A 24,865-nucleotide genomic window follows, 5' to 3' on the forward strand; every position below is an offset into this window, starting at 1 on the left:
CCAGAATGAACAGGAGGAATTGATATGTTGGATCTGGTTTCCCTTCGAAGAGATTTTCATATGCATCCGGAAGTGGGCTTCACAGAGTTTCGCACCGCTTCCAAAGTGGTAGAGTTGTTGACTTCCATGGGTTATGACGTCATTTACGGACAAGACGCGATGGATGGCGATTCCCGCAGGGGATTGCCGTCCGAGGAAGTGCTGGAAGCCGCATACGAAAGAGCGTTGCGGGACGGCGCCAACCCGGAGATCGTTGCGAAAATGCGCGGCGGCTACACGGCGGTGATCGGCGTCAAAAAGGGCAGCAAGCCCGGGCCGACGGTGGCTTTTCGCTTCGACATGGATGCTTTGCCAGTTTTGGAGAGCACCGATGCAGACCATTTTCCGCAAGCGCACGATTTCCGCTCCCGCTATGAAGGCAACATGCACGCATGTGCCCATGACGGGCATACGACGATTGGGCTTGGCGTAGCATCCGCGCTGGCAGCAGGGGATTTCGCCGGGACGTTGAAGCTGATTTTCCAACCTGCGGAGGAAGGCGTCCGTGGCGCGTACTCCATCGTGCAAAAAGGGATGCTGGACGACGTGGACTACATTTTCTGCCACCATCTGGGGGTTAACGTCCCGCTTGGCGAAGTGCACGGCGGCTCTTACGGGTTTTTGGCTACGACCAAAATGCTCGCTCATTTTTACGGCGTTTCTTCCCATGCGGGCGCATCGCCGGAGCAGGGGAAAAATGCGCTGCTCGGCGCGGCTACAGCTTTGCTCAACATTCATGCGATTCCGCGTTTTAGCACAGGGGCGACTCGCGTGAATGTGGGCGTGCTGGAAGGGGGAACAGCGGCAAATATCATTCCGGCTTATGCGAAGATGATTGTCGAAACCCGTTCGGTGTCTGAGGAGGTCAACGCCGAGGTGGAACAGCGCGTTCGCACGATTATCGCGCACAGTGCAGCCATGCATGAGCTGGAGCACAAAATCGAAGTAGTGGGGGGAGCGATCCCGATCAACTACGACGAGGAAATGGCTGTGTTGGCTTTGGAGGAAGCCAAGCAAGTCGAGGGCTTTACTTCTTTTAAAATGGGCGAGTACAACTCGATGGGCAGCGAGGACGCGAGCTTCATGATCAAGCGCGTTCAGGATCGCGGCGGAAAAGGAACGTACATGGCGATCGGAACCGACATTCCGGCTCCACACCATCATCCGAAATTCGATATTCAGGAAGAAATTTTGCCGCGCAGCGTCGAGCTGCTGAATCGGATTGCAAGACGGCTTCTTACGTAAAAGAAACCCTCTATCGCTCTCATGCTTTGATCAACTACGACCTGGAGAGGATGTTTCTTGATGGATACCAAACGAATTGCAGAAATGATCGAAAGTAAACGGGATTCTTTTATCAAAGTGAGCGACCGCATCTGGGAGTTCGCGGAGACGCGCTTTCAGGAGTACCAATCGGCTGAGCTGTTGGCGCAGACGCTTGAGTCAGAAGGCTTCCAGGTGGAGCGCGGAGTGGGCGGGATTCAGACGGCCTTCATCGGCAGCTTCGGCAGCGGAACTCCGGTTGTGGCGATCCTGGGCGAGTTTGACGCGCTGTCGGGAATGAGCCAGAAAAAAGGCCAGGCCAAGGAAGAGCCGGAGGTGCCGGGGGCAAACGGACACGGCTGCGGACACAATCTGCTGGGAACCGCTTCGCTTGCGGCCGCAGTAGCCGTGAAGCAGTATATGGAAGAAAACAATTTGCCAGGTACGGTTCGTTACTACGGGTGCCCAGGGGAAGAGGGCGGCTCAGGGAAGTCGTTCATGGCGAGAGCCGGGCTGTTTGACGACGTGGACTTCGCCCTTTGCTGGCATCCGATGGGCTACAACAGCATCATGGCAGTCGAGTCGCTGGCGAACTACCAGGTGTATTTCAAGTTCAAAGGCAAAAGCGCTCACGCGGCAGCGAGTCCGCATCTGGGCCGCAGCGCGCTGGACGCAGTCGAGCTGATGAACGTCGGCGTAAACTACTTGCGCGAACACATCATCACGGATGCGCGTGTGCACTATGCGATCACCAATTCTGGCGGGTTGTCGCCAAACGTCGTGCAGCCATACGCAGAGGTGCTCTACCTCGTTCGTGCGCCAAAAGTCGATCAGGTGCAAGAAATTTACGAGCGCGTGTGCAAAATCGCCAAAGGCGCGGCGATGATGACCGAAACGGAAGTCGAGATCGTGTTTGACAAGGCTTGCTCCAATCTGGTGCAAAACCGGACGCTGGAAGAGGTCATGTACAAAAACTACCAGGAGCTGGGTGTTCCCGTGCATGACGAGGCGGAGTTGCAACTGGCCAAAGCGATGCGTGCCACGCTGTCTGAACAGGAAAAGGCAACAGCGGAGAGACAGTCGCCGGGTACGCCTGACCCGGACATGGTGACATGGCTGAACCCGTACAACGGCGGGACGATTCCGCTGAACGGCTCGACAGACGTTGGCGATGTAAGCTGGATCACTCCGACCGCCCAGTGTACGACTGCTTGCTTTATCAATGGTTCGACTTTGCACTCGTGGCAATGGGTGGCGCTGGGAGCTACTTCGATGGCACACAAAGGCATGCTGCACGCCGGAAAGGTCATGGCTGCTACGGCGGTGGACATGCTGCAAAACCCTGAGCTGATCGCGAAGGCAAAAGCGGAGCTGAAGGAGCGTCTGGGCGGCAAAGAGTATGTGTGCCCGATTCCTGACGGGGTTATGCCTTCGGTGAAAAAGTAAAGGATTGTTATCGCTCCTCATGGTTGGCTTGTGGGAGGCAATAGGTAAGTTTCATAGGTGCAAGAAAGGTGCAGCTTCTCATTTTATTGTGAGGAGGCTGTGCCTTTTTTGTTGGGGTGGCTAATCAAGTTTGAGATGGAAGGCTCCATCGGATAGGGGTTACAAAACGTTGTTGCACCAACGTTTTGTATGATGCATGCGAAGTAAGGAAAAGGTAGTCAGTCGAGCAGTATAGTGGAATATGCTTTTCATTACTGATAAGTATTTCAGGCATGATCCGAATGAGTATTTTGGGTTGCCCTTTTCATCAATTTTGTCTACGCACGCTTGAATCCATTTCTTAATATCGGATCGCCTTATCTTCATGATTCGTTTGTTCTCAAATTCGGGCTTAATGTGCAAGCGAATGATTATTTCAATTTGCCTAAAAGTTGAGTCTTTGAGTTCATTACTTTATGGGCTTTCCAGCTATCTACCACCTCATCAAACAGCATATTGCGATATTCAATAAATCCTCTCCTCCACTTTTGCTGCCTCGATCTCCCCTTCCTTTTTTGTTTTGAATGTACCAATGCTAAATTCATCACCGTCGCGAGACACCCTTGCTTGCCACCTACCACTAGGTAGTTTTCTAAACGTCGCCATAATAATCCTTCTCATTGAGAACGTACGTTCTTTTTGAGCGTACAATAAACAGTCTTATGGCTGGAAAGCGCTACTCGAAAAATTCCAGAACTCATAAAGGCTCAAAGCAAATGGTGTATGGGGCAAGTGAAGCACCAACACCGTATTTTTCCTTGTATCAATTAATGGCCGAATCGAGAAAATCTTCAGTTACGCCAAGATATATAGCAAGTTCATGGCGATTACGTATGCCCTGTCTATGGGCTTCAATAATAGCAGATAGTGGAATGAGCTTGTAAAGCTATGGGACTTGGCCAGATTGTCAGATGGTATCATAAAATCATTATGTAATTATATCCTTATATTTCCAATTATACCTTTATTTAATATAATTACAAAAGCATGCATGCAAATGGTGTTCACCTATATCTTTCATTAGTTATATTAGGGGTGAAATTGTGAGTTTTTTTAAAAAGACAAATAGTTTAGTATTAGCTTTATCCTTAGCTATCGTAACAATTCTGTCGCCAACTGCAGCCGCTTATGCAGAGGAACGAGTCGAAGTTTCAAAGGTAGCAAAGAAGAGTCAACAAGGCGAGTTAACAGAAGAAACTGTAACAGAGGAAGACGAAATACAAGAAGCAGAATTACGAGCTGCTCCTTTGATTCCAATTGTTTTAATCATAGTAAGAGCAGGTGTTATGTACATTAAGTATAAAAACAAATTGGAAGAAGCTTATGAAAAAGTAAGAGAATCCTATGTAAAAAAAGAAGTCGAGGAACTTTATTCCAATAAGATCGAAGATAGAGATAGAGAATGGGATGGCGACGTAAAAAGTGACACAACTCTAAAGGTATTCAAACTAAAAGGGTATCCAGATGGTATTCACCTCGAATTCGGCGATCCAGATGACTATGGAATGACACATATACTTGCAAGACACCATCCAGAATATTGGACGGGTGACTATAATGGTTATGATCGTGATCCTCTATCAATGTTTAATCCCAGTACTTCCATGAGGGATATTGAAAAGATTATTCAAAGTGTAATTGATTACAGAGAGAACTCTCAATGGATGAAGGAGCGACTTGATCAGGGCAACTATAAGCCAAAAGGATATGTTGGTTACCACGATGGTAACTTATATAAGTTAGTAGTAAGTGGAGGAAGTATCACCACTCTTTATCCATATGGTTGGAATGAAGTCGAAGAATAATATTTGAGTAATTAAAATAGCCCTAGTTTTCCTCCTAGGGCTATTTCATTCTATATATAATATTGGAGGAGAAATAATGTTTAGCGTTCATACATATTTATTAAAAGGAAACAGTGTAATAGCTTCAGAGTTAAATCTTGACCATGTACATAAAGGTGTTATCCTAGAAAATATTGAACACTCCTTTATAGATATTCGGAACGAACTCGCAGTGAAGCAATACTTTAAACCAAATAAGAAATTTTTCCGGGAAGCAATCCTGATAAAGTTCAATGACGAAGTTATTTTTGATTTTACCTATTATGACTTATCACTTTGGAGCTCTTTTGCTTCTTTAATTGAAGATTTTTTGGCGACAGACTCAAAAGCAACAGAAGAAACTGTGCACTACCAAGCAATTATTTCGTTAGAAAACACCGATCAAGATAAGGTATTATTTACTGTAGTTAAGATGAACAAAATTCAATTAGAAATTGAGTTACCAAAATACTCCTTCCTTCATGCTTTAGTGGATGAAGGATTACACTATTTCACTACTATGTGCAATTATGGATATAGCCATATATCTATTACAAATATGAGATCTTGTTATGAAGAACTTACAAGGCAGCTAGATAAATTGATTGAGTAATGCGTTTGTCTCACACCTAACTCTATTTCGGTTGCGGGCTACGGTTGAGGACTATTTGAAAATTAATATAGAAGAAATTGGAACGTATAAAGAGAAGTGGCGGAATGAAATCGTGAACAAGTTTTTCACCAAAGATGAAAGAAGGAAGTACATCGAGAAATTTGTTGGAAACCAAAAGTAACATAGTTATAAGCCTCGCACAGTAAAAGCGGGGTTTTTATCTGTCCATGTAATCGACATCTACGCTTTCAACAGCTCGACAACGAACGCCTGTGCGTTGCCAAGCGATCCATTGCGCTTTGCTCTTCCATGAAAATTGGATTTCGAAATTCTCGGTTGTCTGCCATAAGGGAGCAGGAAGACGTCTGACTGATGTGAAAAATTCCTCGTAAACACTGCGAGGGATTTCGGAAAATCTGCGTAAATTAACGTGCCGATTTCATGCCGATTCAAGTTAAGAAATTATGAAATGGCATGAAATAAGCATTTCCAATATAATATGAAACCGAATGAAAATAGCCAGTATTCAAGTTTGAATGGTAGGGGGATTGATTGGTGCTACAACGCAGGACGGAAACAGATGAAAATGTGGCTGGTACATGGGCTTCTAGGAATGGCTGACTCAGTCTCAGTACGAGTCGCAATACCTCTCTGGCTTGTTTTCTCAGTTTCATTGGCCAAAAGTATGGCTTTGATCCTGTTACAATAAAAAATGACAATGTCAGCTGGATCGTTTGACTCGAAATTTTTCACATACTTTTCTTTCGAAGAAGTATTGATTGAAATGATTAAGATAACTACAAGCAATACAGGAACTAATGTTTTGGCTACTTATTTTTATTCGCATGATGGGACAGTAGGTTGCGTTAAAAAGCAAAACAAACCTGCACATGAACAGCCCTGCGCAGGCGCTAGAAAGCCGTCAGCTGACTGGCGGCTTTTTTGATGGCATTTTGTCGTTCTCTAGCTGGCTCGCTCACTCATTCCTTGCTGCACTTGCCCTTCTTTCCCGCGATTGACGAAGGACAGAAGCTTGTTTCCGGCATTGATCGCTGCCTGGATGATGTAGCCGGTGGTAAACATGGGTGGCGCTGGGAGCTACTTCGATGGCGCACAAAGGCATGCTGCACGCCGGAAAGGTCATGGCTGCTACTGCGGTGGACATGCTGCAAAACCCTGAGCTGATCGCGAAGGCAAAAGCGGAGCTGAAGGAGCGTCTGGGAGGCAAAGAGTATGTGTGCCCGATTCCTGACGGGGTTATGCCTTCGGTGAAAAAGTAAAGGTTTTACGTGACAAGACCGACGATAGACCGCTTGAATGCGGCTGTCGTCGGTTTTTTTCATGGAACAAGGCAAGAAGATGGAAGCGTGCCTCATGCATGCGATTTACAAAAAAATACAAAAAATTAATAAAATATAAATTTATATATTTTACATATTTCTACAAAAAATGACAAAAATGATAAGTATAATAAAAGTCGATAAGGAAAAACCACTAAATTTGTTGTTGTTTTCTCCTTATTACCCTTGGCCAAGGTATATAGACAAAGTAAGTTTGGGAGGAAAGGAACTTGGGAAAAAAATTTCTTGGTATTGCTGCAACACTCGCTTTGTTGACGGCAGCTAATTCTGCTTATGCGGAGACACAAACCGACACTCTTCAATATAAAGATTTGCGGGCTGATATCAAACTGGATGTCGATTGGAATCTTTTAGATGAAGATAAGGCAGAAGCCGAAACAGACTTCATTAATCCAAACAATAGTAACTATGTTGCAGTCAGACTTGAAATGTGGAAAGACGACTCTGGAGTTTCTGGCAGCAAATATGATCGAGATAAAAGCCTTGCTGAATGCCGCTATACTTATGCGGGAGCTGAGTATTTCAAAAGTAGACACTCGATTGACAGCTCTGATCGGAAAAAAGAACTTGTCGTTGATACTTTCTCCGATGACTAGGATTCCGTAACATTCAAACAGAAAATAAACCGGTTGAATAGCCGGTTTATTTTCTGTTTGGCTACGACGGTAGCTTGCCGCAAACCATATTCAATGCTGAAAAACTCAGGAGACGGTTATACATGACGATAAGCTCGATAAAAAAACAGTTTAAAGCCCATCCTGTCACAACCGCTTTGATTATCTTGGGTCTGACCATATCCATTGTACTCATTTCAATAGGTATATCGAGTGTGAGGAATACGCATTTACTCATCCAGCAACAGGTTCATTACGCACCCCAGAATGCTACTAAAATAGAATTGGAGCTTCCGGACAAACAAGATGTACACGCTTTGTTCAAGGTTTTTGACGGGATATCAGATCAAACTGGAGTTATTCTGGACCGAGCAAAAATGTTTCACAATGGTCTCATGGCTCCAGTAACGCCTGAATATTGGACAAAACAGGTTGTTCAAAGATTTCCGTTAGAAACAGGAAGATATCTGAATGTAACGGATATCATCCATGGAGAAAAAGTAGCCCTGATTGGCAAAGCGAGAGAGAAAGACGTACGCAGCAAAAACGGAAAACCGTACATTTTGCTGGATAACGAAGAATACGAAGTGATCGGAATAATCGGCGTGAAAGGAAAAACAACAAAAGCGATTGATTACAAAATTGTTATTCCGGCCACGTCGCTTTCCTCAACGCTTTTGAGCAAATTGCAAAGCACGAAAACGATTCCTTTCTTGATCCACAATATTTATACAAATACATACGCAGACGAAAAACAGATTAAACAAAATGCCAAGCGTCTATTTCCGGAAGTGACATGTACAGCCTCCCCGTACGGAGAAACAGAGGGGATTATTGCACCCAACAGGGGAGGCGAAATCTACATATCCATAATGGTCTACGCTCTGGCGATCATCAACGCGATTAACCTTACAGCCTTTTGGATTCATGAAAGAAAGTACGAAATTGGTATCAGGAAAGCTTTTGGCTACAGCAATGCGGATATCGTCTCCATGCTTTTTTGGGAGATGTGCGTCATCAACCTGATAGCGGTTGTCATAGGTTTTTCTATTCAATGGATGATAAGAAGCTTGCTCTCCAAATGGCTCGATTATCCGGTTGAGATTACCTCCACCACTATCTTTGCCGCGATTTTGTTTGTTTTTGCAACAGCATTTTTCACTACTGCCATCCCTTCCGGCAAGGCGGTAAAAATACAGCCAGTTGAGGCTATCAGGGGATAAGGAGAAGAGAAATGGAGCACCTTTCCATTGCTATTTCATCCATGTGGAAAAGAAAGCTGTCTGTTTTTCTGATGATGACACAGCTTGTGCTTTCCTTTTGGGTGATGAACCATGCGTTTATTTCCATGGACGTCGTGCACTATCAAGAGAAAAAGCTATTTGCGGTAATGCAGATGGATAAAGATACAACGTTGCGGTTGTCTTTTGCGGATGTGGATGACACAGAATGGTTTGCAGAACGATTTAGTCACTTGGAGAATTTTATCAAACAAACGCCTGGAGTGCAGAGGTACGGCTCCTTTGATACGACCTCCATCACACCGGAAAATTTGCCGAACCAACGTGCTTTTCTTGAACAAAACAAAAAACAGTATGCCGGAACAAGGTTGGAGAATGCGATTGAAAATAGCAAGATCGTTTTTTTAGATAAAGGCATCTATTCATATGCAAAATTCAAGATCATTAACGGAAGGCCACTGGGTGAAGCGGATTTCACCAAAAAGGACGGTGACGTTATCCCGGTTTTGATCGGATATAACTACCGGGATGTCATCAATCTTGGTGATCGGTTTGAGACCATCATCCATGAAAAGAAAATCGTGTACGAAGTTGTTGGAGTTCTTGAGCAGAGGAGTGAATGGTTATCTGGAAATGATTACATTGCTGATCCGGACGATAACCTGGACAACTTTTTTCTTGCTCCGTTTTTTCCGATTGTCAGGGAAAGCGAGCCGATGGATGTAGCGGTGAGAATGCATAACACCTTCATCCAACTGGATTCCGTAGAAATGTTCAATCAAGTCTCGGCGGCCATTTTAGAAAAGGGGAGAGAATTAGGCATAAATCCAACGCTGGCAACAGTTGGTGACGAGTTGCAGGCTTACAGGGAAAACAGGAAGCAAGTCAGCAATTTCTCCCTGTTCATGGGGATGTTCTTTTTAGTGATCTCCATCATTGGAATCGTTTCGGTGACGCTTTCGTCGATTCACGCCCGAAAGCATGAACTGGGAGTCAGGATGGTGGCAGGTGCAACCAAAAGGGATATTTCCATGATTATTCTCATGGAACTTGTATGGATAGTAACGGTTTCAGCAGTTTCCGGGGTTATGCTGAATTACGTGATGGAAGCTTTCGAAGATTCATCGGTAGCGAATATAAAGCTGGAGATGTTTGCTTTCCCTTTATACGGTAAAGTCATGCTTGTATCCATCCTGGTTATTCTTTCTTCCGTGTTCATCCCGTTGCTTCGGATAAAAAAACTCCAACTTCGAGAGTTAGTAGGGGGGAGAGACTGAATGGCATTCATCGAACTTGATAATGTTTCGAAAGTATTCGGGCAAGCAGAGTATGCAACTGTAGCCTTAAAACAAGTGACTATTCGCATGGATAAAGGCGAATTTGTCTCTATCATGGGTCCATCTGGCTCAGGTAAATCGACCCTTTTGAACATTATGGGTTGCATGGATATACCGAGTGAAGGAGAATACAGGCTAAATGGCACTTTGATCCAAAAATTAAACGATAGAGAATTAAGCCAGATCAGAAACAAAACGGTCAGCTTTGTCTTTCAAAACTTCGCCTTAATGCACAATTTTAGCGTATATGAAAATGTGGCACTGCCCTTGTTTAAACGAAAAATGAGCCTCAAGGAAAAGAAGGAAAAAGTAGACTATTATTTGCACAAACTCGGGATTGCTGACTTGAGCGATAAAAATGTATCCAAGCTGTCGGGTGGCCAAAAACAAAGAGTTGCCATTGCACGTGCTATGACTGCTGAAGCAGAGCTGATCCTGGCTGATGAACCAACAGGTGCGTTGGACCAAAAAAATGGAGCGCAGTTAATGGAGCTTCTTTGTCAAATGAATGAAGAAGGCAAAAGTATTGTTGTCATTACCCATGATGAAAAAATCGCCGGATATACAAAACGAATCATCAACATTGTAGATGGAGTCATTACAGAAGATCGAAAGAAGGAGAGATAACGGTATGAAAAGGAAATGGAGGATCGTTTTAATTGCCGTCTTTATCGCTTTGGCGGTGGGAATCAGCTACTATTCCTTTTTTTATCAAGAACATTTTATGCGGTCAGCAGAAGGTGTCTTTTTGTCCAATGAATATGAGGAAAAATATAAACAGGTGATTAGGGAAATTACCGTTAACAAAACTAAATACGATACACTGCTTGTCAAACATGAGATTAATTTGGATGGTGGAAGCCTTACTTTTGAACTGTTCGATCCAAACAACAGATTGGTTCAGTCTGGAGAGGTGACCAAAGACCAGATTTATGCTGAAAAACTCGAGGTAACGCCTATAAAGGGAAAATGGCGAGTGCAATATCATACCAACAAGGATACAAATGGAAAATATATAATATCATTGGAAAGTGTAGAGTAGCTTTTTCAGAATAAGCGTGTACAAACACGGAGACAGGAGGGACAACATGACTGGGAGAGCCTGCCCGGATGGTTTTGGGCGATCTATTACCTATTTTTCCTCATACCAGCAGGGACAGCCGTCTTTTGCCTCGCGCGCAAGAAAAACAAGCGGATGTCCGTTGCCGCGATGCTCTTGGCGTTGTTGCTTCCGGTCGTCAGTCTGTGGAAAAGCATCGGCAGGGCAGAAGAAATGGACGAGTTCGAGCATTTTGTCATGGAACTGCTGCAAGGCTCCCTCTGGGCTGTTTTCGTACTCGCTGGCTACGTGTTTTTATTTGCATGGTAGGGCATGTTTTTGAAGAAAAAAGCGTTCGGTGGGCAGGGATAGATTGATGACAAGCCTGATAGTACGAGGTCGTTGCCTGAGCAGTGCAAGCAGTAGCGAGCGGCACAAATAAAAAGTCACGCCCGCGCGATTGATAGTCCTGCGCAGGCGCGAGAAAGCCGTCATTTGGCTGACGGCTTTTTTGGATGTCTTTTTATCATTCAGAGTCTGTCAAGAAATTTATGTAACCTAGTAAAACCAAAACTAGCAACTCGTCGCACCGCAGCTTGACTTGGAGCCTCTGTGGGCATGACTGTCCTTGCGATACGGCGAGTTGGTGAATTCCTTCTCGCATTGGCAGACAGCCCCCACCATGCCCACCCTCCAAGTAAAGCCGCTCTTAGCGTATCTGGACACGCTCTGGATCATACACGGTCAACTGCAACAAAATTTGTCCCCAGTTCTGTACACGTCCTGTCCACTTTCGAAGTACATCCATCGTAGCAAGATAGAGCATCTTGAGCAGGGACTCGTCTTTCGGAAAGATGCTTTTGCCCTTTGTCACCTTGCGTAGTTGCCTGTGGTAGCTTTCGATCATGTTCGTCGTATAAATCAATTTTCGCAGTTCGGGCGGGTACTTGAATAACGTCGCTAATTCTTCCCAATTTTGCTGCCATGAACGTACGATAAGCGGATATTTGTCGCCCCATCATTCTTCAAAACGGTCAAGCTCTAGCTGTGCAGCTTGTTCGGTTGCTGCCTTGTAAGAATATCCTGTACACCGCGATTTTTCAGCTCATTGAATACAGTAAGCCAGAATTTGGCCGACTCATTTTCACCAATCCATATGCCCAAAACATCTTTGTTCCCATCCAGATCAATACCCATGACCATATAGGCAGCCTTGTTGACAATATGTCCTTCTTGTTTGACCTTGAAGTGAATCGCGTCAAGAAAAACGACTGCATAGACACTTTGCAAGGGTCTGTTTTGCCAGTCCTTAATGAGGGGAACAATTTTATTCGTGACATTGGAAATTAGCGTAGGTGATCCTGGATATCCCGTGTGCTTACTCCTTTGGCATACATGGCGATGATCTGCTCCTCGATTCCTGTCACATTCGTCTGGTGCTTTTTGACGACAACAGGGGTGAATTCGCCAAGTCGATCGCGCGGCACCTGAATCCCCACATCGCCATATTCGGAGCTTACGGTTTTCTTCGTGTAGCCGTTACGGCTGTTCTTTGTTTGCTTGTTTTTCACATCGTGTCGGTCATAGCCCAATTGGGTATCCAGTTCGGCTTCCAACGCTTCTTGCAACACATCTTTAAAGAGTTCCTTTAATGTCGCTTGGAGCTCTGCTCCGGGGATGTAAAATTGTGCTCCTTTACAAACTGACGCAGCACTTGTTTGGTCCAGAAATTATTCTTCATATATTTGTCCTCCAACCAGATCGATTCTATGATGTTAGTATTTCCATCTTTCACTGGTTTAAGAGGTTACACATTTTATTGTACAGACCCAGATAATGCCTGTATCGAGTCATTCTTTTCTCATCTGAAGGCAGAAATGATGTATCGATGCTCGGCAAAATCACTTGAGGAATTAAATCACTCTTTTGAAAAATACACTGTCTTCTACAATCAGAATCGTTTTCAGAAAAAACTAGGCGACCGTTCCCCGATTGAGTATCGGGAAGCGATCGCCGCGTAACTATATGTTTTTAGGCAGTCTACTTGACAGGGTTATGACCAATTTGCAGGGTTTCTCGATATTCAGAGAAACAATCTTTTACCAGGTCCAAAACTCTGCACCTTGTGTAATAATTAATTTATCTAGCCACGTTTCAAAGGTCATTTTTAAATAATGACCTTCAGTAGTTGAGACATCATCATGATTAAAACACACCAAATAGTTGGTTTGACCATTTTTAGCTTTATCAGAGTCAATAAAAATGTAATCACCATTGTTGATTGAAATAGGATACCAATTTTTCGGCATATAATCTAGATGGTTGTCTGGAATTTCATACAGACTGAGTAACTCATACCCGCCACCAGTTTTTGTATTTTCGAATAATCTAGCACCATTATGGAGAAGCAGAAAATTTTTAAAGTCGGGTGGTAAGTGCCAGTGAGTTTCTCTTGAGAATTTTATAACAAGTTCCTCTGTGGCAGGTGGATTAAATGTAAATTGAGCAGTATAAATTTTCCCGCCCTTTTTTTGAACGGTTATTTGATTATTGTTATCTAGTCTCTTTTTTAATCCATCCAATACCAATTGAGCTAAATTGGTTGCCAAGGAAAATCACCCTTAAAATTAATAGTCATCACCAGAAGGTACATATTTGCCGTAACTAGCCCACCAAGGAGTAACCTCTTTGCGGTGAAAGTTCTTAGGCAATGGTATTAAATTATCATAACCATTGTCTCCTCCATATGCAAGAGGGATAATATGATGGATATCTACGTTACTCCAACTAAAACTTGGTCTGCCATACTCATTCTCATACCAATCAACAAAATTATCTCTCACATCAGGATCTCTAGGCTCACGTTGATTAGCAGGTACCCAAGGGAGGTCTGCACGATCCGGTTCAAACATTACAAGATCACTATCTTCGTCCTCATAGGCAGGATATACTACAGCTTTTTTGTTAAGCAAGGCTGCCTGACTTACGTCATAATATGATTTGGTAACACCATCAGACCACGTACCAACGCTTGCCCCAACTACTCTCCAAAAATGTGTAGTATCAACACTTACTGGATCACTGTAAATTTTACTACCCTCATATAAATTCTTACCAGCTGTGAAAGTGAATTTAGATGAGTCTTCTGTACGAAAACTTTTTGTGCGCTTATCAGCGTATTCAAGTTTTGCAGTGCCGGTAACAATAGCGGGGGGAATTCCGTCGATATCAGTTATTTCGGTAATCACAACTAGTTCGTGGTTTGCTTCATCGGCCGCTAAACTAGCAACCACTTCAACCCCATATGCTTTTCTTGCTAGAAGTTTATTGTCTGTAAGCTTATTCACACCTTTATAAGGATTTTTCCCGGCTTGAATTGCCTCCATCCATTCTTCAAGACGTTCATTATATAGTTTGTCTACATTTTCTTCTAGTTCATTCATTACTGCGTCCAAAGCTTCATTACTTTTCGAAAGAAGTTCTTCTTCAGTGAGCAATTGCTCGTTAGTTTTAGATGAACGAAGTGCATTAACTTCATCAGATGATATTGTAAATACAGTAGAAGCAACTATTTTTGCAGTACCACTACTTAATTTTTCTTCAATTGTTGCTGGGCTACTTTTTTTGGGGTGTGCTGCATCAGAGCCCATGGGACTTAATGCAAGTAAAGAAAACGCCATTAATGATAAAAAAGTCTTTTTTATCCATTTCACTCCTTAATTTACTTTTTTTTCATAATTCAATTTTTATAGTATTTGATAGTGGCATATAATGTCAATATGTGCATTATAATGTTCGATTTTGTCAAGCTTGAATAATAAGGTGACCGACAAAGGGACAGATTGGTTGGAACTACGGTATAAACATTTCTCTAAGTGCTGTGGAAGTAAAGATTTGAGGCAAGAAGGCTTTTGACCGATGTGATCCATAAAAAGAGGGCATCTCCGGATTTCGGATAGTGCCCATATTTTGCCCATTTCTATACGATAAAGAACGAAATGGCATAAAAGGTTAATCGTTAAAAATCGCATAAAATCAACGTTTCTTTCATATAACGAAACGATGTGAAAACAAAAAATAATCAAGTTTGAATGGTAGGGGAGATTGATTGGTGCTACAACGCAGGACGGAAACAGATGAAACCTTGGACTTCTAGGAATGGTTGACTCAGTCTCAGTACGAGTCGCAATGCCTCTCTAGCTTGTTTTCTCAGTTTCATTGGTCAAAAGGATGGCCTTTATCCTGTTCCAACAAAAAATGACAATGTCAGATTGAACATTGTCATTTGTGACTGCTTTGAGGAGGAAGCTTTGTTTGCGAGAAACTATCATCGCTTTATTAAGTGCAACACATAGCGTATTTATATTGGTCTTCTTCATGTATCCAAACTGAACCATCTTTTTCAATTATATAGCGAAATTTGTGTTGGGATAGTTCATTGATTACAGCTGGATCGTTTGACTCGAAAATTTTCACATACTTTTCTTTCGAAGAAGTATTGATTGAAATGATTAAGATAACTACAAGCAATACAGGAACTAAGAAAAGAATCAGTTTGAACGGGCTTATTGTTTTCATCATGATAGACCCCCGAGCAAAGTTAGATCACAATAACCTAGGTGTCAGCTTCCATCTTATTATGACAGAATTGACGCCGAAAATGGAATTTTATTCAAAATCCGATTCTCGGCCTGTGAAATTGATTGATCCCAAGGGCACCTTTGGGCTGTTCTATCATTGGCTGGCTACTTATTTTTATTCGCATGATGGGACAGTAGGTTGCGTTAAAAAGCAAAACAAACCTGCACATGAACAGCCCTGCGCAGGCGCTAGAAAGCCGTCAGCTGACTGACGGCTTTTTGATGTCATTTTGTCGTTCTCTAGCTGGCTCACTCACTAATTCCTTGCTGCACCTGCCCTTCTTTCCCGCGATTGACGAAAGACAGAAGCTTGTTTCCGGCATTGATCGCTGCCTGGATGATGTAGCCGGTGGTAAACGACAGCACGATCGTTCCGTAATAAATCGGTCCATCCAGCAAAAAGCTGAGCGTCAAAAACAGGCAGGCGAGCGAGATTTCTGTCCGTCTGAACGTCCACTTCATTCGCTGCGAGACGACGAGCACGAAAGCCTCTTGCGGCGCGGTGCATACTTGTGTGCACACATACAGCCCGATGCCGCTGCCGATGCACAGATTGCCCAGGATCAGGGTCAGAAGCGGCGGAAGCGAGCGGATGCCGTCCATCAGCGCATCGATCGAGCCGATCATGTCTACGAAGACAGAAATCAAAACCATGACGACGACGGCCCCGATCGTAATATAACGCCGATCCATGAAAAAGACGATGCATACAAACGTAAAGTTAATCACAAACATCCAGAAGCCAATCGACACTCCGAAGTTTTGGAACAGGGCAATAAACAGGGAATCATAAGGGCTGAGACCGAACGAAGTAATGGTCGTCATCATATTGATGCCGAGGGCAAGAATCAGCAAACCTGCGACAAACAGCAGATACTCAAATTTGAAGCGAAACACGAGGGCATAGCTCCTTTCAAGATCGTTGGAAGTAGAATACGGTGTGGAACGCTTTTCAGAGCAAGCAAAAAATTTGCCCGGAAAAGTTGGCTGCACTTTCACAGCGATCCGGCAAGCTTTTCAACTGGTGCAAAGGAGGGGATTCTCGTTATGATGGAGAGAAGAACGGTTCGAATGAACAGAGGGGTAATTGGGAGTGGCTAACATTCGAGAAATAGCAAGGCTGGCGGGAGTATCGGTCTCCACGGTGTCGCGCGTCCTGAACAATCATCCGTACGTCAATGAACAAAAACGCGCGGAAATCATGCGGATTATCGCGGAATTGAATTATGTGCAAAACAGCAATGCCGTCCATTTGTCGACCGGAAAAACGAAAGTGATCGGCGTCACGCTTCCGCTCGTCAACAATCAATACTACAGCTCGATCATCGAAGGCATTGCCGCAGAGGCAGCCCGTCATCAGTACAATCTGATGGTTTGCCAAACAAACAATGTACCTGAACAGGAACACAACATTTTGCGTCTGTTGAAAAACAAGAAAATGGACGGGCTGATCATGTGCTCGCGGTCCACTTCTTGCGAGCTGCTTGACGAGTACGCCGAATACGGGCCGATCATCACGTGTGAAGCCAACCAGACAGCCAGCGTGTCCAGCGTCCACATCGACCACTATTTGACCTTCCAAATCGGCATGGAGTATTTGATCAGCAAAGGGCATCGGAAAATCGGCTATTGCATCGGCAGAAAAAACAGCTTCAACAGCGCTCATCGCAAGCGCGCTTACCACGACATGCTTCGCTCAGTAGGTGTGAAGCCATCGGCTGACTGGGCTTTTGAAGATTGTCTGATCGTGCAGGACGGAAAAGACGTCGCTCGCCATATCCAGCAAATGAAAGAGCCGCCGTCTGCCCTGCTGGTGTCTTGCAACCATATTGCCGCAGGGATTGTGAAAGAGGCTGGCAGTCTTGGGATCAGCATCCCGTCTGACCTCGCTATCGTAGGCTGCGACGACCAGCCTGTCGGCGAGCTGTTGGAAATCACGACGGTTTCCAGTCCGAGTACCTTGATGGGAAACTACGCTTTTGAAATGCTGTACGAAAGAATTTTGCATCCGTCGAGCAAAAAAGAGTCAAGAGAGCTGGCCCCGATTCTCGTGGAGAGAAGAACGACCTAAAGCCTTCTCCTTTTAAAAACAGCACAGACGATCAACTTACACGAATTTACATTTCATTCACACGCTATCCATCCCTGCTTTATATCCGCTTGCTAGAGTGGAATAGACGAAGGCAACTGGACAGGGGGCGAAGAATGGATGGAAGTACGGATTGAATGCGCCAAAAAAGAAGATTTTGCCGAGATGATTACGCTGGCCGACCTGACATTGCCAGATCGCATGAATTTGCATGAGCTGAAAAAATATATGGAGCTGTTTCCCGAGCTGATCTTCAAAGCGACAAGCGGTGGCGAGCTGATCGGTTTCAGCTGTGCAGGCATCGACATGTACCAGACGACAGGCTGGCTGTTGTTCAGCAATGTTCGCAAAGATTTTCAAGGACAAGGCATCGGCAAACGTCTGATTGAAGCCAGATTGCAAGCATTGCGCCGCTTCCCGACGCTGCGGACGGTGCTGGTTACGGTGAGCGAGACGAACCATTCTTCCGTTCGCGCTTTGTCTGCCCACGGTTTTCGCCTGGCGCGCGCCGAACAAGATTACTATGGTCCGGGCAAGCATCGTCACGTATTGGAACTGCCTGTTTGGCCCATGGCGCATCCGGCAACGGAAAGCCCGCGCTGGGAAGATGACGTTCAAGCCATTTAAAAAAGTTCATAGACAGACGGCTTCGCCAGCATGTTTTGGCAAAGCCTTTTTTTATTTGGATACAATAGCCAACAGCCGCAGCATGGGCGGTTTCTTGCTATACTAAGTAAAGAAAGCACGCTGCACGGCGGATGAGCGCCAGGCGGGAGGAAAGGACAGAACATCAACAGTGAGACGGTTGTGCATCATCGCCTGCGGAGCGAAAAAAATCTGGGATGTGCTGCCCGAGGCGAAAGCGACAGAGGCGCAGCACGTCTACCAAAGCGCGTTTCACAAAGCAAGCCAGGCATACGCCCGGACGTTTTTTCAGGAATGGGCCATCCTGTCGGCCAAGCACGGTTTTTTATTGCCGAGCGATATCGTCCCGGAAAACTACGACGTGGCTTTCGGAACGAAGAGCGAGGAGATCGTGACGATTGACGAGCTGATCCGGCAAGCGCAGGACAAGCAGCTAGACGATGTGGACGAGGTCGTCATGCTCGGCGGGAAAAAGTTCACCGGGATTATGCATGCCGTGTTTGGCGAAGAGCGGAGCCATTTTCCGCTTGCGGATTGCAAAGGCATCGGCTTCATGCTGCAAAAGCTGAACAAGGCAGTGGCTGACAAAGAAGAAATAGGAAAGGGATGAGAGGATGGATTCACTGCAACAGTTTTTGTACAAGCTAAAGCTCGTGCCCCGGCTGCTGGAGCCTGCGAACTGGACGGACAGAGAGCATGAAATTGTCGGAGAGCATTTCCGCTATTTGCAACAGTTGCTCGCAGAAAATCGGCTGATCCTCGCCGGGCGCACGCAAAACATGGACGAGACGACATTTGGCATCGCGATTTTTCTGGCTGAATCGGAGGAAGCGGCTGCTTCTGTCATGGCAAACGATCCCGCTGTCAAACAGGAAGTGATGACAGCCGAGCTGTATCCGTATCGGGTTGCCCTGTACAACAGCCAGTGGGAAAAGTAGAAAAAAGCCGAAGAGCCTGTGCGCCAAAAAACGCGCCAGGCTCTTGCTGGTTGAAACGAGATTTGTTTACTGCCCGATGATGATCCGTTCTTTTGGATGGTGATAGCGTGCGATGCGGTCATCGCGCTTTAAGAACAGCAGCAGGTTGATAATGCCGACCCGCCCGATCATCATGATGATAATCAGAATCAGCTTGCCCGGCGCTCCCAGTTGGGTCGTGATTCCGGTAGACAGCCCGGTCGTACCAAACGCCGAGCAGACCTCGAACAAAATGTGCTGGAACGGCAAGTCTTCCAGCCAGACAAGCATGATGACGGCCATAAACACCAGGACGATGGCGATGAAAAAGACGACGAACGACCGCATGATGTCTTCATCGACCAGTTCCCGTCCGAATACTTTCACGTCCTTGTAGCCGCGCATGTTTGCGAAAACGGTTGCGATCAGCACGAAAAACGTCGTCGTCCGAATCCCGCCGCCCACGCTGCTCGGCGAGGCACCGATGAACATCATCGCAGACAGCATGATGAGCGTCGGCGTGGAAAACAGGCTGATTTCCGTAGTAGACAAGCCGCCGCTTCGCGAGGAAACCGAGTGGAACAAAGAGTAGAACAGCGATTCATCCCACGATTTGTCGGCGAGAAAATGCTGCCGTTCAAAAACGTAGATGAGCACAGCGCCGATGACAATCAAGGAAAAGAAGGTCAGCGTAGTAATTTTCGTAAACAAGGAAAAGGTGAAGCGTGCTTTGGCACGGCGATAAGAAAAATACGTGCGCAGCTCGACGAGTACCGGGAAGCCGATCGCTCCGCAAATAATCAGCAGCATGACGATGGTCTGAACGATGTAGTCGTGCGTAAAGCCGAGCAGGGAATTGCCGTGCAGATCGAAGCCCGCGTTGGTAAAAGCGCTGACGGAGGCAAAGTAGCCGTGGTAAAACGCGTCGTACCAATCGGTGTAATAACCGGCGATCATAAAGTGGCTCCCCAAAAGGATCGTGCCGATCAACTCGATGATCAGTGCCATGACGAGAATGTTGCGCATCAGGTCGACAAGCCCGGACAACGTGGAGCGGTTGTGGTCCGTCGCGATCCAGATACGCTGCTCCAGACCGATTTGCTTGCCCAGCAACATCCAGAAAAACGTGCCCAACGTCATGATCCCGATCCCGCCGACCTGAAACAGCAAGGTCAAAAACAAAATGCCCCACTGGTTGAACACCTCGTGAATCGTGATCACGGTCAACCCGGTCACGCTGATGGCGCTCGCAGCCGTAAACAGCGAATCGATGTACGAGAGCGAGATTCCGGGGTTATGGAAAAACGGCAAGCAGAGCAGCAACGACGAGACCAGAATCAGCGCGACATAGGAAAACACGATGATTTGTACGGAAGTCAAACGGCGTTTTTGATTGGAAGATAACAAAATAAATGGCCTCCTGAATAAACTTCATGAAGGTAATCATACCAAAAAAAGATTGCGAGCAAAAATGCCCGTTGTTGACATTTTCATGATTTTTGCGGAGGAGACGGTTTTATCCATCCAAAAATATTTGTTGACAATTCAGGCAAATCGGTGATAAAGTTCAGAATGTATTAATTGGAAATCGAAAAATGTTAAGAAAGGTGGGTCTGTCATGAAACGCAGTGTAATGAAGCAAATGAACAACTGCATACATGACGTAACCCCTCCTTTGATGCAAGCTATGTAGTTTTTCCCTAACTCCATCAAATGGCGCAGGTTACTGTCTTTGTAGCCTGCGCTTTTTTATTTGATTCTTTTTGGTCGGATAAAAAGGCATGTTGCCCCTTGTGGCGATATGCCTTTTTTCGCCTCCAAAAGGAGAAAACCCGGTTGAGACGAGAGGAGAGAGCGGCAGATGTTTTCGGTTTTAACAAAGCTGGACTGGTTTTTCAAGGAGCATTGGAAACGCTACACAGCAGCGATTCTGCTGCTGATTTTGGGTGGCATCCTGGAAATTATTCCGCCAAAAATTATCGGAGTGGCGATCGACGAAATGCAGCTGGGCACGTTGACGGGGGAGCGGTTGTGGAGCATCCTGCTGTTTTATATCGTTCTTGCTATCGTGACGTACCTCATCAACTTCGTGTGGATTTGCAAGCTGTTCGGCGGGGCTTTTCTGGCCGAGCGAACGCTTCGTTCCAAGCTGATGACCCATTTTTTGCGCATGACCCCGACTTTTTATCAGCGCAATCGCACAGGCGACCTGATGGCACGGGCGACGAACGATCTGAAGGCCGTCTCGATGACGACGGGCTTCGGCATTCTCACCTTGGTTGATTCGGCCAGCTTCACGGGTGTAATTATTTTGACGATGGGCATTTTTATTAGCTGGAAGCTGACGCTGGCTGCCATTTTGCCCTTGCCGATCATGGCGTATGCGATCAATCAGTACGGCAAAAAAATTCACGAGCGCTTTTCCAAGGCGCAAGACTCTTTTGGCGAGCTGAATGACCGGGTGCTGGAATCAGTCGCGGGCGTCAGGGTCGTTCGGGCCTATGTGCAGGAGACGGCGGATCAGGAGCGCTTTTCGAACAAAACGCGGGAAGTGTTTCAAAAAAATATGGAGGTCGCCAAAGTCGACTCGCTGATTGAGCCGACTGTGAAAATACTGGTTGGCATCAGCTACATGATCGGGCTGATCTACGGCGGCTATCTCGTTTTCCGGCAGGAGCTGACACTGGGAGAGCTGGTTTCGTTCAACGTGTACCTGGGGATGCTGATTTGGCCGATGTTTGCGATTGGCGAGCTGATCAACGTCTTGCAGCGGGGAAGCGCCTCGCTGGATCGCGTGAACGAGACATTGGCGTACGAAGCGGATGTGACCGATCACGCGCAGCCGGCAAGGCTTGCCAAACCGGAGGCGATTCGTTTTGAGCAAGTGAGCTTTCGCTATCCGGGAACGGTGCAAGATCAGTTGAAGAACATTTCGTTTACTCTGAACCGTTCCCAGACACTCGGCATTGTCGGGCGAACCGGAAGCGGCAAATCGACGCTGCTCCGGCAGCTGCTCCGGGAATTTCCGCTGGGGCAAGGCGCAATCACCATCAACCAAATTCCGCTGGCGCAGATTGAGCTGGACAATATCAAAAGCTGGATCGGCTACGTGCCGCAGGAGCAGATCTTGTTTTCCAGGTCCGTGCGGGAAAATGTGATGTTCGGCAAGCAGGACGGCACCGAAGATCAGCTGCAAGAAGCACTGAAGCTGGCAGCGTTCGCGAAAGACGTTCAGTTTTTGCCGGAGGGACTCGACACGCTGGTAGGCGAAAAAGGCGTGGCACTGTCCGGCGGTCAAAAGCAGCGGGTGTCCATCGCGCGAGCGTTGATGACCGACCCGGAGATTTTGATACTCGATGATGCGATGTCAGCCGTAGACGGCAAGACAGAAGCCGAGATGATCGCCAACATTCGCCGCGAGAGGGCAGGCAAGACCACCTTGATTGCCACGCATCGCCTGTCCGCTGTTGCCCATGCCGACTGGATTCTCGTCATGGATGAGGGAAAAGTCGTCGAAGAAGGGACGCATGAGCAGCTTTTGGCCCGGGGCGGTTGGTATAAAGAGCAGTTTGAGAAGCAGCAAATCGAAGCGCAGTTGACAGAAGGCGGGTGAACGGATGAGTACGGGAAAAAGGTTGTTGCACTATGCATTGCTGTTTAAAAGGACGATTTTGCTTGCACTTTTGATGCTGTCAGTTGCCGTAGGCGCAGAGCTGACAGGGCCGTTTTTGGCGAAAAAAATGATCGACACGCATATTTTGGGGATCGAGTTTCCTTGGTATGAGACAGAGCAGCGCTCCGATTCCGTTTTGTACCGGGAGAAATGGTATACACGGCAAGATCACCTGGCAGAAGGAGAGCGCACAGGACAGGAAGTGCGGGTGTTGCAAGTAGGGCGGGACTACTACTTTCTCGAACAGCCACTTGCTTTTGACGGTCAGCGCACGATAGCGGATGGAAAGCTGACGATTCAGAGCGGTTCCCGGCAAGCGGTCTATCCGGTGTTGCCGCTCAGCAATCAGGAGCTGTTCGGATTCTTTCGACCGGAGACGAGCGGTCTGCTCGTTTTGGCTGCTGCTTATCTCGGTTTGCTGGTGGTCGCGGGTCTGTTCCATTACGGGCAAAAAATCTTGCTGCAAAAATCGGCCAATCTGGTCATCCGCAAGCTGCGAGTCGATGTATTTGCCCATATCCAGCGGCTACCGATTACGTATTTTGACAATTTGCCTGCGGGAAAAATCGTGGCGCGTGTGACGAATGACACGGAAGCGATTCGCGAGTTGTTTGCCAACGTGCTCGCGTCCTTTTTCACCAGCGGCATTTACTTGATCGGAATATTCGTGGCGCTGTTTTTGCTCGATGTCAGGCTCGCCCTCGTCTGTTTGCTGATTTTGCCGATTATGGCCGTATGGATTGTGTATTATCGCAAACGAGCCTCTGCCTTCAACCATGTGATCCGGGCGAGGATCAGCGACATTAACGGCATGATCAACGAATCGATTCAAGGGATGCCGATCATCCAGGCGTTTCGCAGAGAAAAAAAGACGATGCAAGAATTTGGCGAATTGAACGAGGAGCTGTTTTCGTATCAAAACAAAATGTTGCGACTCAACGCTACGGCTTCCTTTAACCTGGTGCAACTGGTGCGCAATGCGGCGTTTGTGCTGTTTATCTGGTACTTCGGCGGAGCGTCTCTTGGCGTGGGCACGCTGTTTTCGCTCGGCGTCCTCTACGCATTCGTCGATTACCTCAATCGCCTGTTCCAGCCGATTACTCAAATCGTGAATCAACTGGCGAACTTCGAGCAATCGCTGGTTGCGGCACAGCGGGTATTCGAGCTGCTGGATGAGAAAGGGATCGAGGTCGATACAGGCACAATCCCGTGCTATGAGGGCAGCGTCCGGTTCGACGACGTCTCCTTTGCCTACCAGGATGACCAGTACGTGCTGAAAAACATCTCGTTCGAGGCATGGCCGGGCGAAACGGTGGCACTGGTCGGCCACACAGGCTCGGGGAAAAGCTCGATCATCAACTTGCTGTTCCGCTTCTATGACGCCAGCCGCGGAACGATCTCGATCGACGGGCGCAACGTCCGCGATTTGCCCAAGCAGCAAATTCGCCAGCATATGGCGATCGTGTTGCAGGACCCGTTTTTGTTTACCGGGACAATCCGCTCCAACGTAAGTCTCGATGATCCGGATATTACTGCGGAAAAAGTGGAGAAAGCGCTTCGGGACGTCGGAGCAGATCAACTGCTGCGCACATTGCCGCGCGGTTTTGATGAGCCAGTCATTGAAAAAGGGAGCACGCTCTCGCTGGGGCAGCGTCAGCTGATTTCTTTTGCCAGAGCGTTGGCGTTCGACCCGGCGATTCTCGTCCTGGATGAAGCGACGGCGAGCATTGACACGGAGACAGAAGGCATCATTCAAAACGCCCTGGAAGTGCTGAAAAAAGGACGCACGACCTTTATCATCGCGCACCGATTGTCCACGATCAAAAACGCCGATCAGATTCTTGTGCTGGATCGGGGCAGAATTGTCGAGCGGGGCAGGCACGATGAATTGATGGAGAAACGCGGCAAGTATTATCAGATGTATCAGTTGCAGCACGGTCAAAAGGAAACGCAGCCGCTGGTTGCCAACGCTGCGCGTTTGGACAGTTCGCCAGCTTGAGGAAAAGAAAAAGCTGCCTTGCCGGAAGCCCCCCTGTTGTGTCCAGCT

The 24,865-nt window shown here is 46.6% G+C and carries 22 protein-coding genes and 3 pseudogenes; 19 read left to right on the plus strand and 6 right to left on the minus strand.

Annotated elements, in window-relative coordinates; genetic code table 11:
* Window positions 1-24 precede the first annotated feature (24 nt).
* On the plus strand, window positions 25-1,284 hold the full coding sequence (locus tag M2298_RS23830) for an amidohydrolase (RefSeq protein WP_122966290.1): 1,260 nt from the start codon (window positions 25-27) through the stop codon (window positions 1,282-1,284).
* A gap of 60 nt (window positions 1,285-1,344) precedes the next feature.
* On the plus strand, window positions 1,345-2,748 hold the full coding sequence (locus tag M2298_RS23835) for a M20 family metallopeptidase (protein WP_122966289.1): 1,404 nt from the start codon (window positions 1,345-1,347) through the stop codon (window positions 2,746-2,748).
* A 159-nt stretch (window positions 2,749-2,907) separates the two neighbouring features.
* Here the strand turns inward: M2298_RS23835 and M2298_RS23840 are convergent.
* Window positions 2,908-3,186, minus strand: a pseudogene (locus tag M2298_RS23840) (tyrosine-type recombinase/integrase); the annotation flags it as partial.
* A gap of 644 nt (window positions 3,187-3,830) precedes the next feature.
* Here M2298_RS23840 and M2298_RS23845 point away from each other — a divergent pair.
* From M2298_RS23845 to M2298_RS23885, 9 genes and pseudogenes are all read left to right on the plus strand, one after another.
* Complete coding sequence (locus M2298_RS23845; RefSeq protein ID WP_217022490.1) at window positions 3,831-4,592, plus strand: hypothetical protein; 762 nt, start codon at window positions 3,831-3,833, stop codon at window positions 4,590-4,592.
* Between the two features lie 76 nt (window positions 4,593-4,668).
* Window positions 4,669-5,223 (plus strand): hypothetical protein, encoded by a 555-nt coding sequence (locus M2298_RS23850; RefSeq protein ID WP_217022489.1) that lies wholly within the window; start codon window positions 4,669-4,671, stop codon window positions 5,221-5,223.
* Window positions 5,224-6,305: 1,082 nt separating this feature from the next.
* Window positions 6,306-6,503: pseudogene (locus tag M2298_RS23855) on the plus strand (amidohydrolase); the annotation flags it as partial.
* Window positions 6,504-6,793: 290 nt separating this feature from the next.
* Window positions 6,794-7,180 carry a hypothetical protein gene (locus tag M2298_RS23860; protein ID WP_026558213.1) on the plus strand — a complete coding sequence of 129 codons (387 nt, stop codon included), beginning with the start codon at window positions 6,794-6,796 and terminating at the stop codon, window positions 7,178-7,180.
* A 122-nt stretch (window positions 7,181-7,302) separates the two neighbouring features.
* A complete protein-coding gene (locus tag M2298_RS23865) occupies window positions 7,303-8,421 on the plus strand; it encodes an ABC transporter permease (protein WP_280649177.1) in 1,119 nt (372 codons plus the stop codon).
* Window positions 8,422-8,432: 11 nt separating this feature from the next.
* Entirely contained in the window at window positions 8,433-9,716 is a 1,284-nt protein-coding gene (locus M2298_RS23870; protein WP_280649178.1) for an ABC transporter permease, read from the plus strand.
* Window positions 9,717-10,403 carry an ABC transporter ATP-binding protein gene (locus M2298_RS23875; RefSeq protein WP_122966286.1) on the plus strand — a complete coding sequence of 229 codons (687 nt, stop codon included), beginning with the start codon at window positions 9,717-9,719 and terminating at the stop codon, window positions 10,401-10,403.
* A 4-nt stretch (window positions 10,404-10,407) separates the two neighbouring features.
* On the plus strand, window positions 10,408-10,818 hold the full coding sequence (locus M2298_RS23880) for a hypothetical protein (protein WP_173597134.1): 411 nt from the start codon (window positions 10,408-10,410) through the stop codon (window positions 10,816-10,818).
* A 168-nt stretch (window positions 10,819-10,986) separates the two neighbouring features.
* A complete protein-coding gene (locus tag M2298_RS23885; protein WP_280649179.1) occupies window positions 10,987-11,145 on the plus strand; it encodes a hypothetical protein in 159 nt (52 codons plus the stop codon).
* Window positions 11,146-11,524: 379 nt separating this feature from the next.
* Here the strand turns inward: M2298_RS23885 and M2298_RS28315 are convergent.
* Window positions 11,525-12,556 (minus strand): annotated as a pseudogene (locus M2298_RS28315) (IS256 family transposase).
* A 31-nt stretch (window positions 12,557-12,587) separates the two neighbouring features.
* On the opposite strand from M2298_RS28315, the gene M2298_RS28320 reads away from it, so the two are divergent.
* Window positions 12,588-12,836 (plus strand): IS3 family transposase, encoded by a 249-nt coding sequence (locus M2298_RS28320; protein WP_481752862.1) that lies wholly within the window; start codon window positions 12,588-12,590, stop codon window positions 12,834-12,836.
* A 78-nt stretch (window positions 12,837-12,914) separates the two neighbouring features.
* Here M2298_RS28320 and M2298_RS23895 read toward each other — a convergent pair whose 3' ends face one another.
* On the minus strand, window positions 12,915-13,424 hold the full coding sequence (locus M2298_RS23895; protein WP_280649180.1) for an SMI1/KNR4 family protein: 510 nt from the start codon (window positions 13,422-13,424) through the stop codon (window positions 12,915-12,917).
* Window positions 13,425-13,442: 18 nt separating this feature from the next.
* Window positions 13,443-14,528, minus strand: coding sequence for an HNH endonuclease signature motif containing protein (locus tag M2298_RS23900; protein WP_280649181.1), 1,086 nt, complete (start codon window positions 14,526-14,528; stop codon window positions 13,443-13,445).
* Window positions 14,529-15,253: 725 nt separating this feature from the next.
* Here M2298_RS23900 and M2298_RS23905 point away from each other — a divergent pair.
* Window positions 15,254-15,667, plus strand: coding sequence for a hypothetical protein (locus M2298_RS23905; RefSeq protein ID WP_280649182.1), 414 nt, complete (start codon window positions 15,254-15,256; stop codon window positions 15,665-15,667).
* Window positions 15,668-15,704: 37 nt separating this feature from the next.
* On the opposite strand, the gene M2298_RS23910 is transcribed toward M2298_RS23905, so the two are convergent.
* Window positions 15,705-16,352, minus strand: a complete 648-nt coding sequence (locus M2298_RS23910) for a YczE/YyaS/YitT family protein (protein WP_280649183.1) — start codon at window positions 16,350-16,352, stop codon at window positions 15,705-15,707.
* A 196-nt stretch (window positions 16,353-16,548) separates the two neighbouring features.
* Here M2298_RS23910 and M2298_RS23915 point away from each other — a divergent pair, with 196 nt between their 5' ends.
* From M2298_RS23915 to M2298_RS23930, 4 genes are all read left to right on the plus strand, one after another.
* On the plus strand, window positions 16,549-17,526 hold the full coding sequence (locus M2298_RS23915) for a LacI family DNA-binding transcriptional regulator (RefSeq protein ID WP_274874884.1): 978 nt from the start codon (window positions 16,549-16,551) through the stop codon (window positions 17,524-17,526).
* A 138-nt stretch (window positions 17,527-17,664) separates the two neighbouring features.
* On the plus strand, window positions 17,665-18,171 hold the full coding sequence (locus M2298_RS23920) for a GNAT family N-acetyltransferase (RefSeq protein WP_122966281.1): 507 nt from the start codon (window positions 17,665-17,667) through the stop codon (window positions 18,169-18,171).
* Window positions 18,172-18,340: 169 nt separating this feature from the next.
* Window positions 18,341-18,799, plus strand: a complete 459-nt coding sequence (locus M2298_RS23925) for a DUF6884 domain-containing protein (RefSeq protein ID WP_173597132.1) — start codon at window positions 18,341-18,343, stop codon at window positions 18,797-18,799.
* 4 nt (window positions 18,800-18,803) lie between these two features.
* The gene (locus M2298_RS23930) at window positions 18,804-19,127 is read left to right on the plus strand and encodes a YciI family protein (RefSeq protein ID WP_122966279.1); all 324 of its coding nucleotides are present in this window, start codon (window positions 18,804-18,806) and stop codon (window positions 19,125-19,127) included.
* Window positions 19,128-19,193: 66 nt separating this feature from the next.
* Here M2298_RS23930 and M2298_RS23935 read toward each other — a convergent pair whose 3' ends face one another.
* The gene (locus M2298_RS23935; protein ID WP_122966278.1) at window positions 19,194-20,552 is read right to left on the minus strand and encodes a TrkH family potassium uptake protein; all 1,359 of its coding nucleotides are present in this window, start codon (window positions 20,550-20,552) and stop codon (window positions 19,194-19,196) included.
* 454 nt (window positions 20,553-21,006) lie between these two features.
* On the opposite strand from M2298_RS23935, the gene M2298_RS23940 reads away from it, so the two are divergent.
* The gene (locus M2298_RS23940) at window positions 21,007-22,758 is read left to right on the plus strand and encodes an ABC transporter ATP-binding protein (RefSeq protein WP_280649184.1); all 1,752 of its coding nucleotides are present in this window, start codon (window positions 21,007-21,009) and stop codon (window positions 22,756-22,758) included.
* A 4-nt stretch (window positions 22,759-22,762) separates the two neighbouring features.
* A complete protein-coding gene (locus M2298_RS23945; protein ID WP_242772652.1) occupies window positions 22,763-24,817 on the plus strand; it encodes an ABC transporter ATP-binding protein in 2,055 nt (684 codons plus the stop codon).
* Window positions 24,818-24,865: the final 48 nt, after the last annotated feature.

It is taken from the genome of Brevibacillus sp. 1238 (assembly GCF_029892995.1).
In the GTDB taxonomy this organism is placed as follows: domain Bacteria; phylum Bacillota; class Bacilli; order Brevibacillales; family Brevibacillaceae; genus Brevibacillus; species Brevibacillus parabrevis.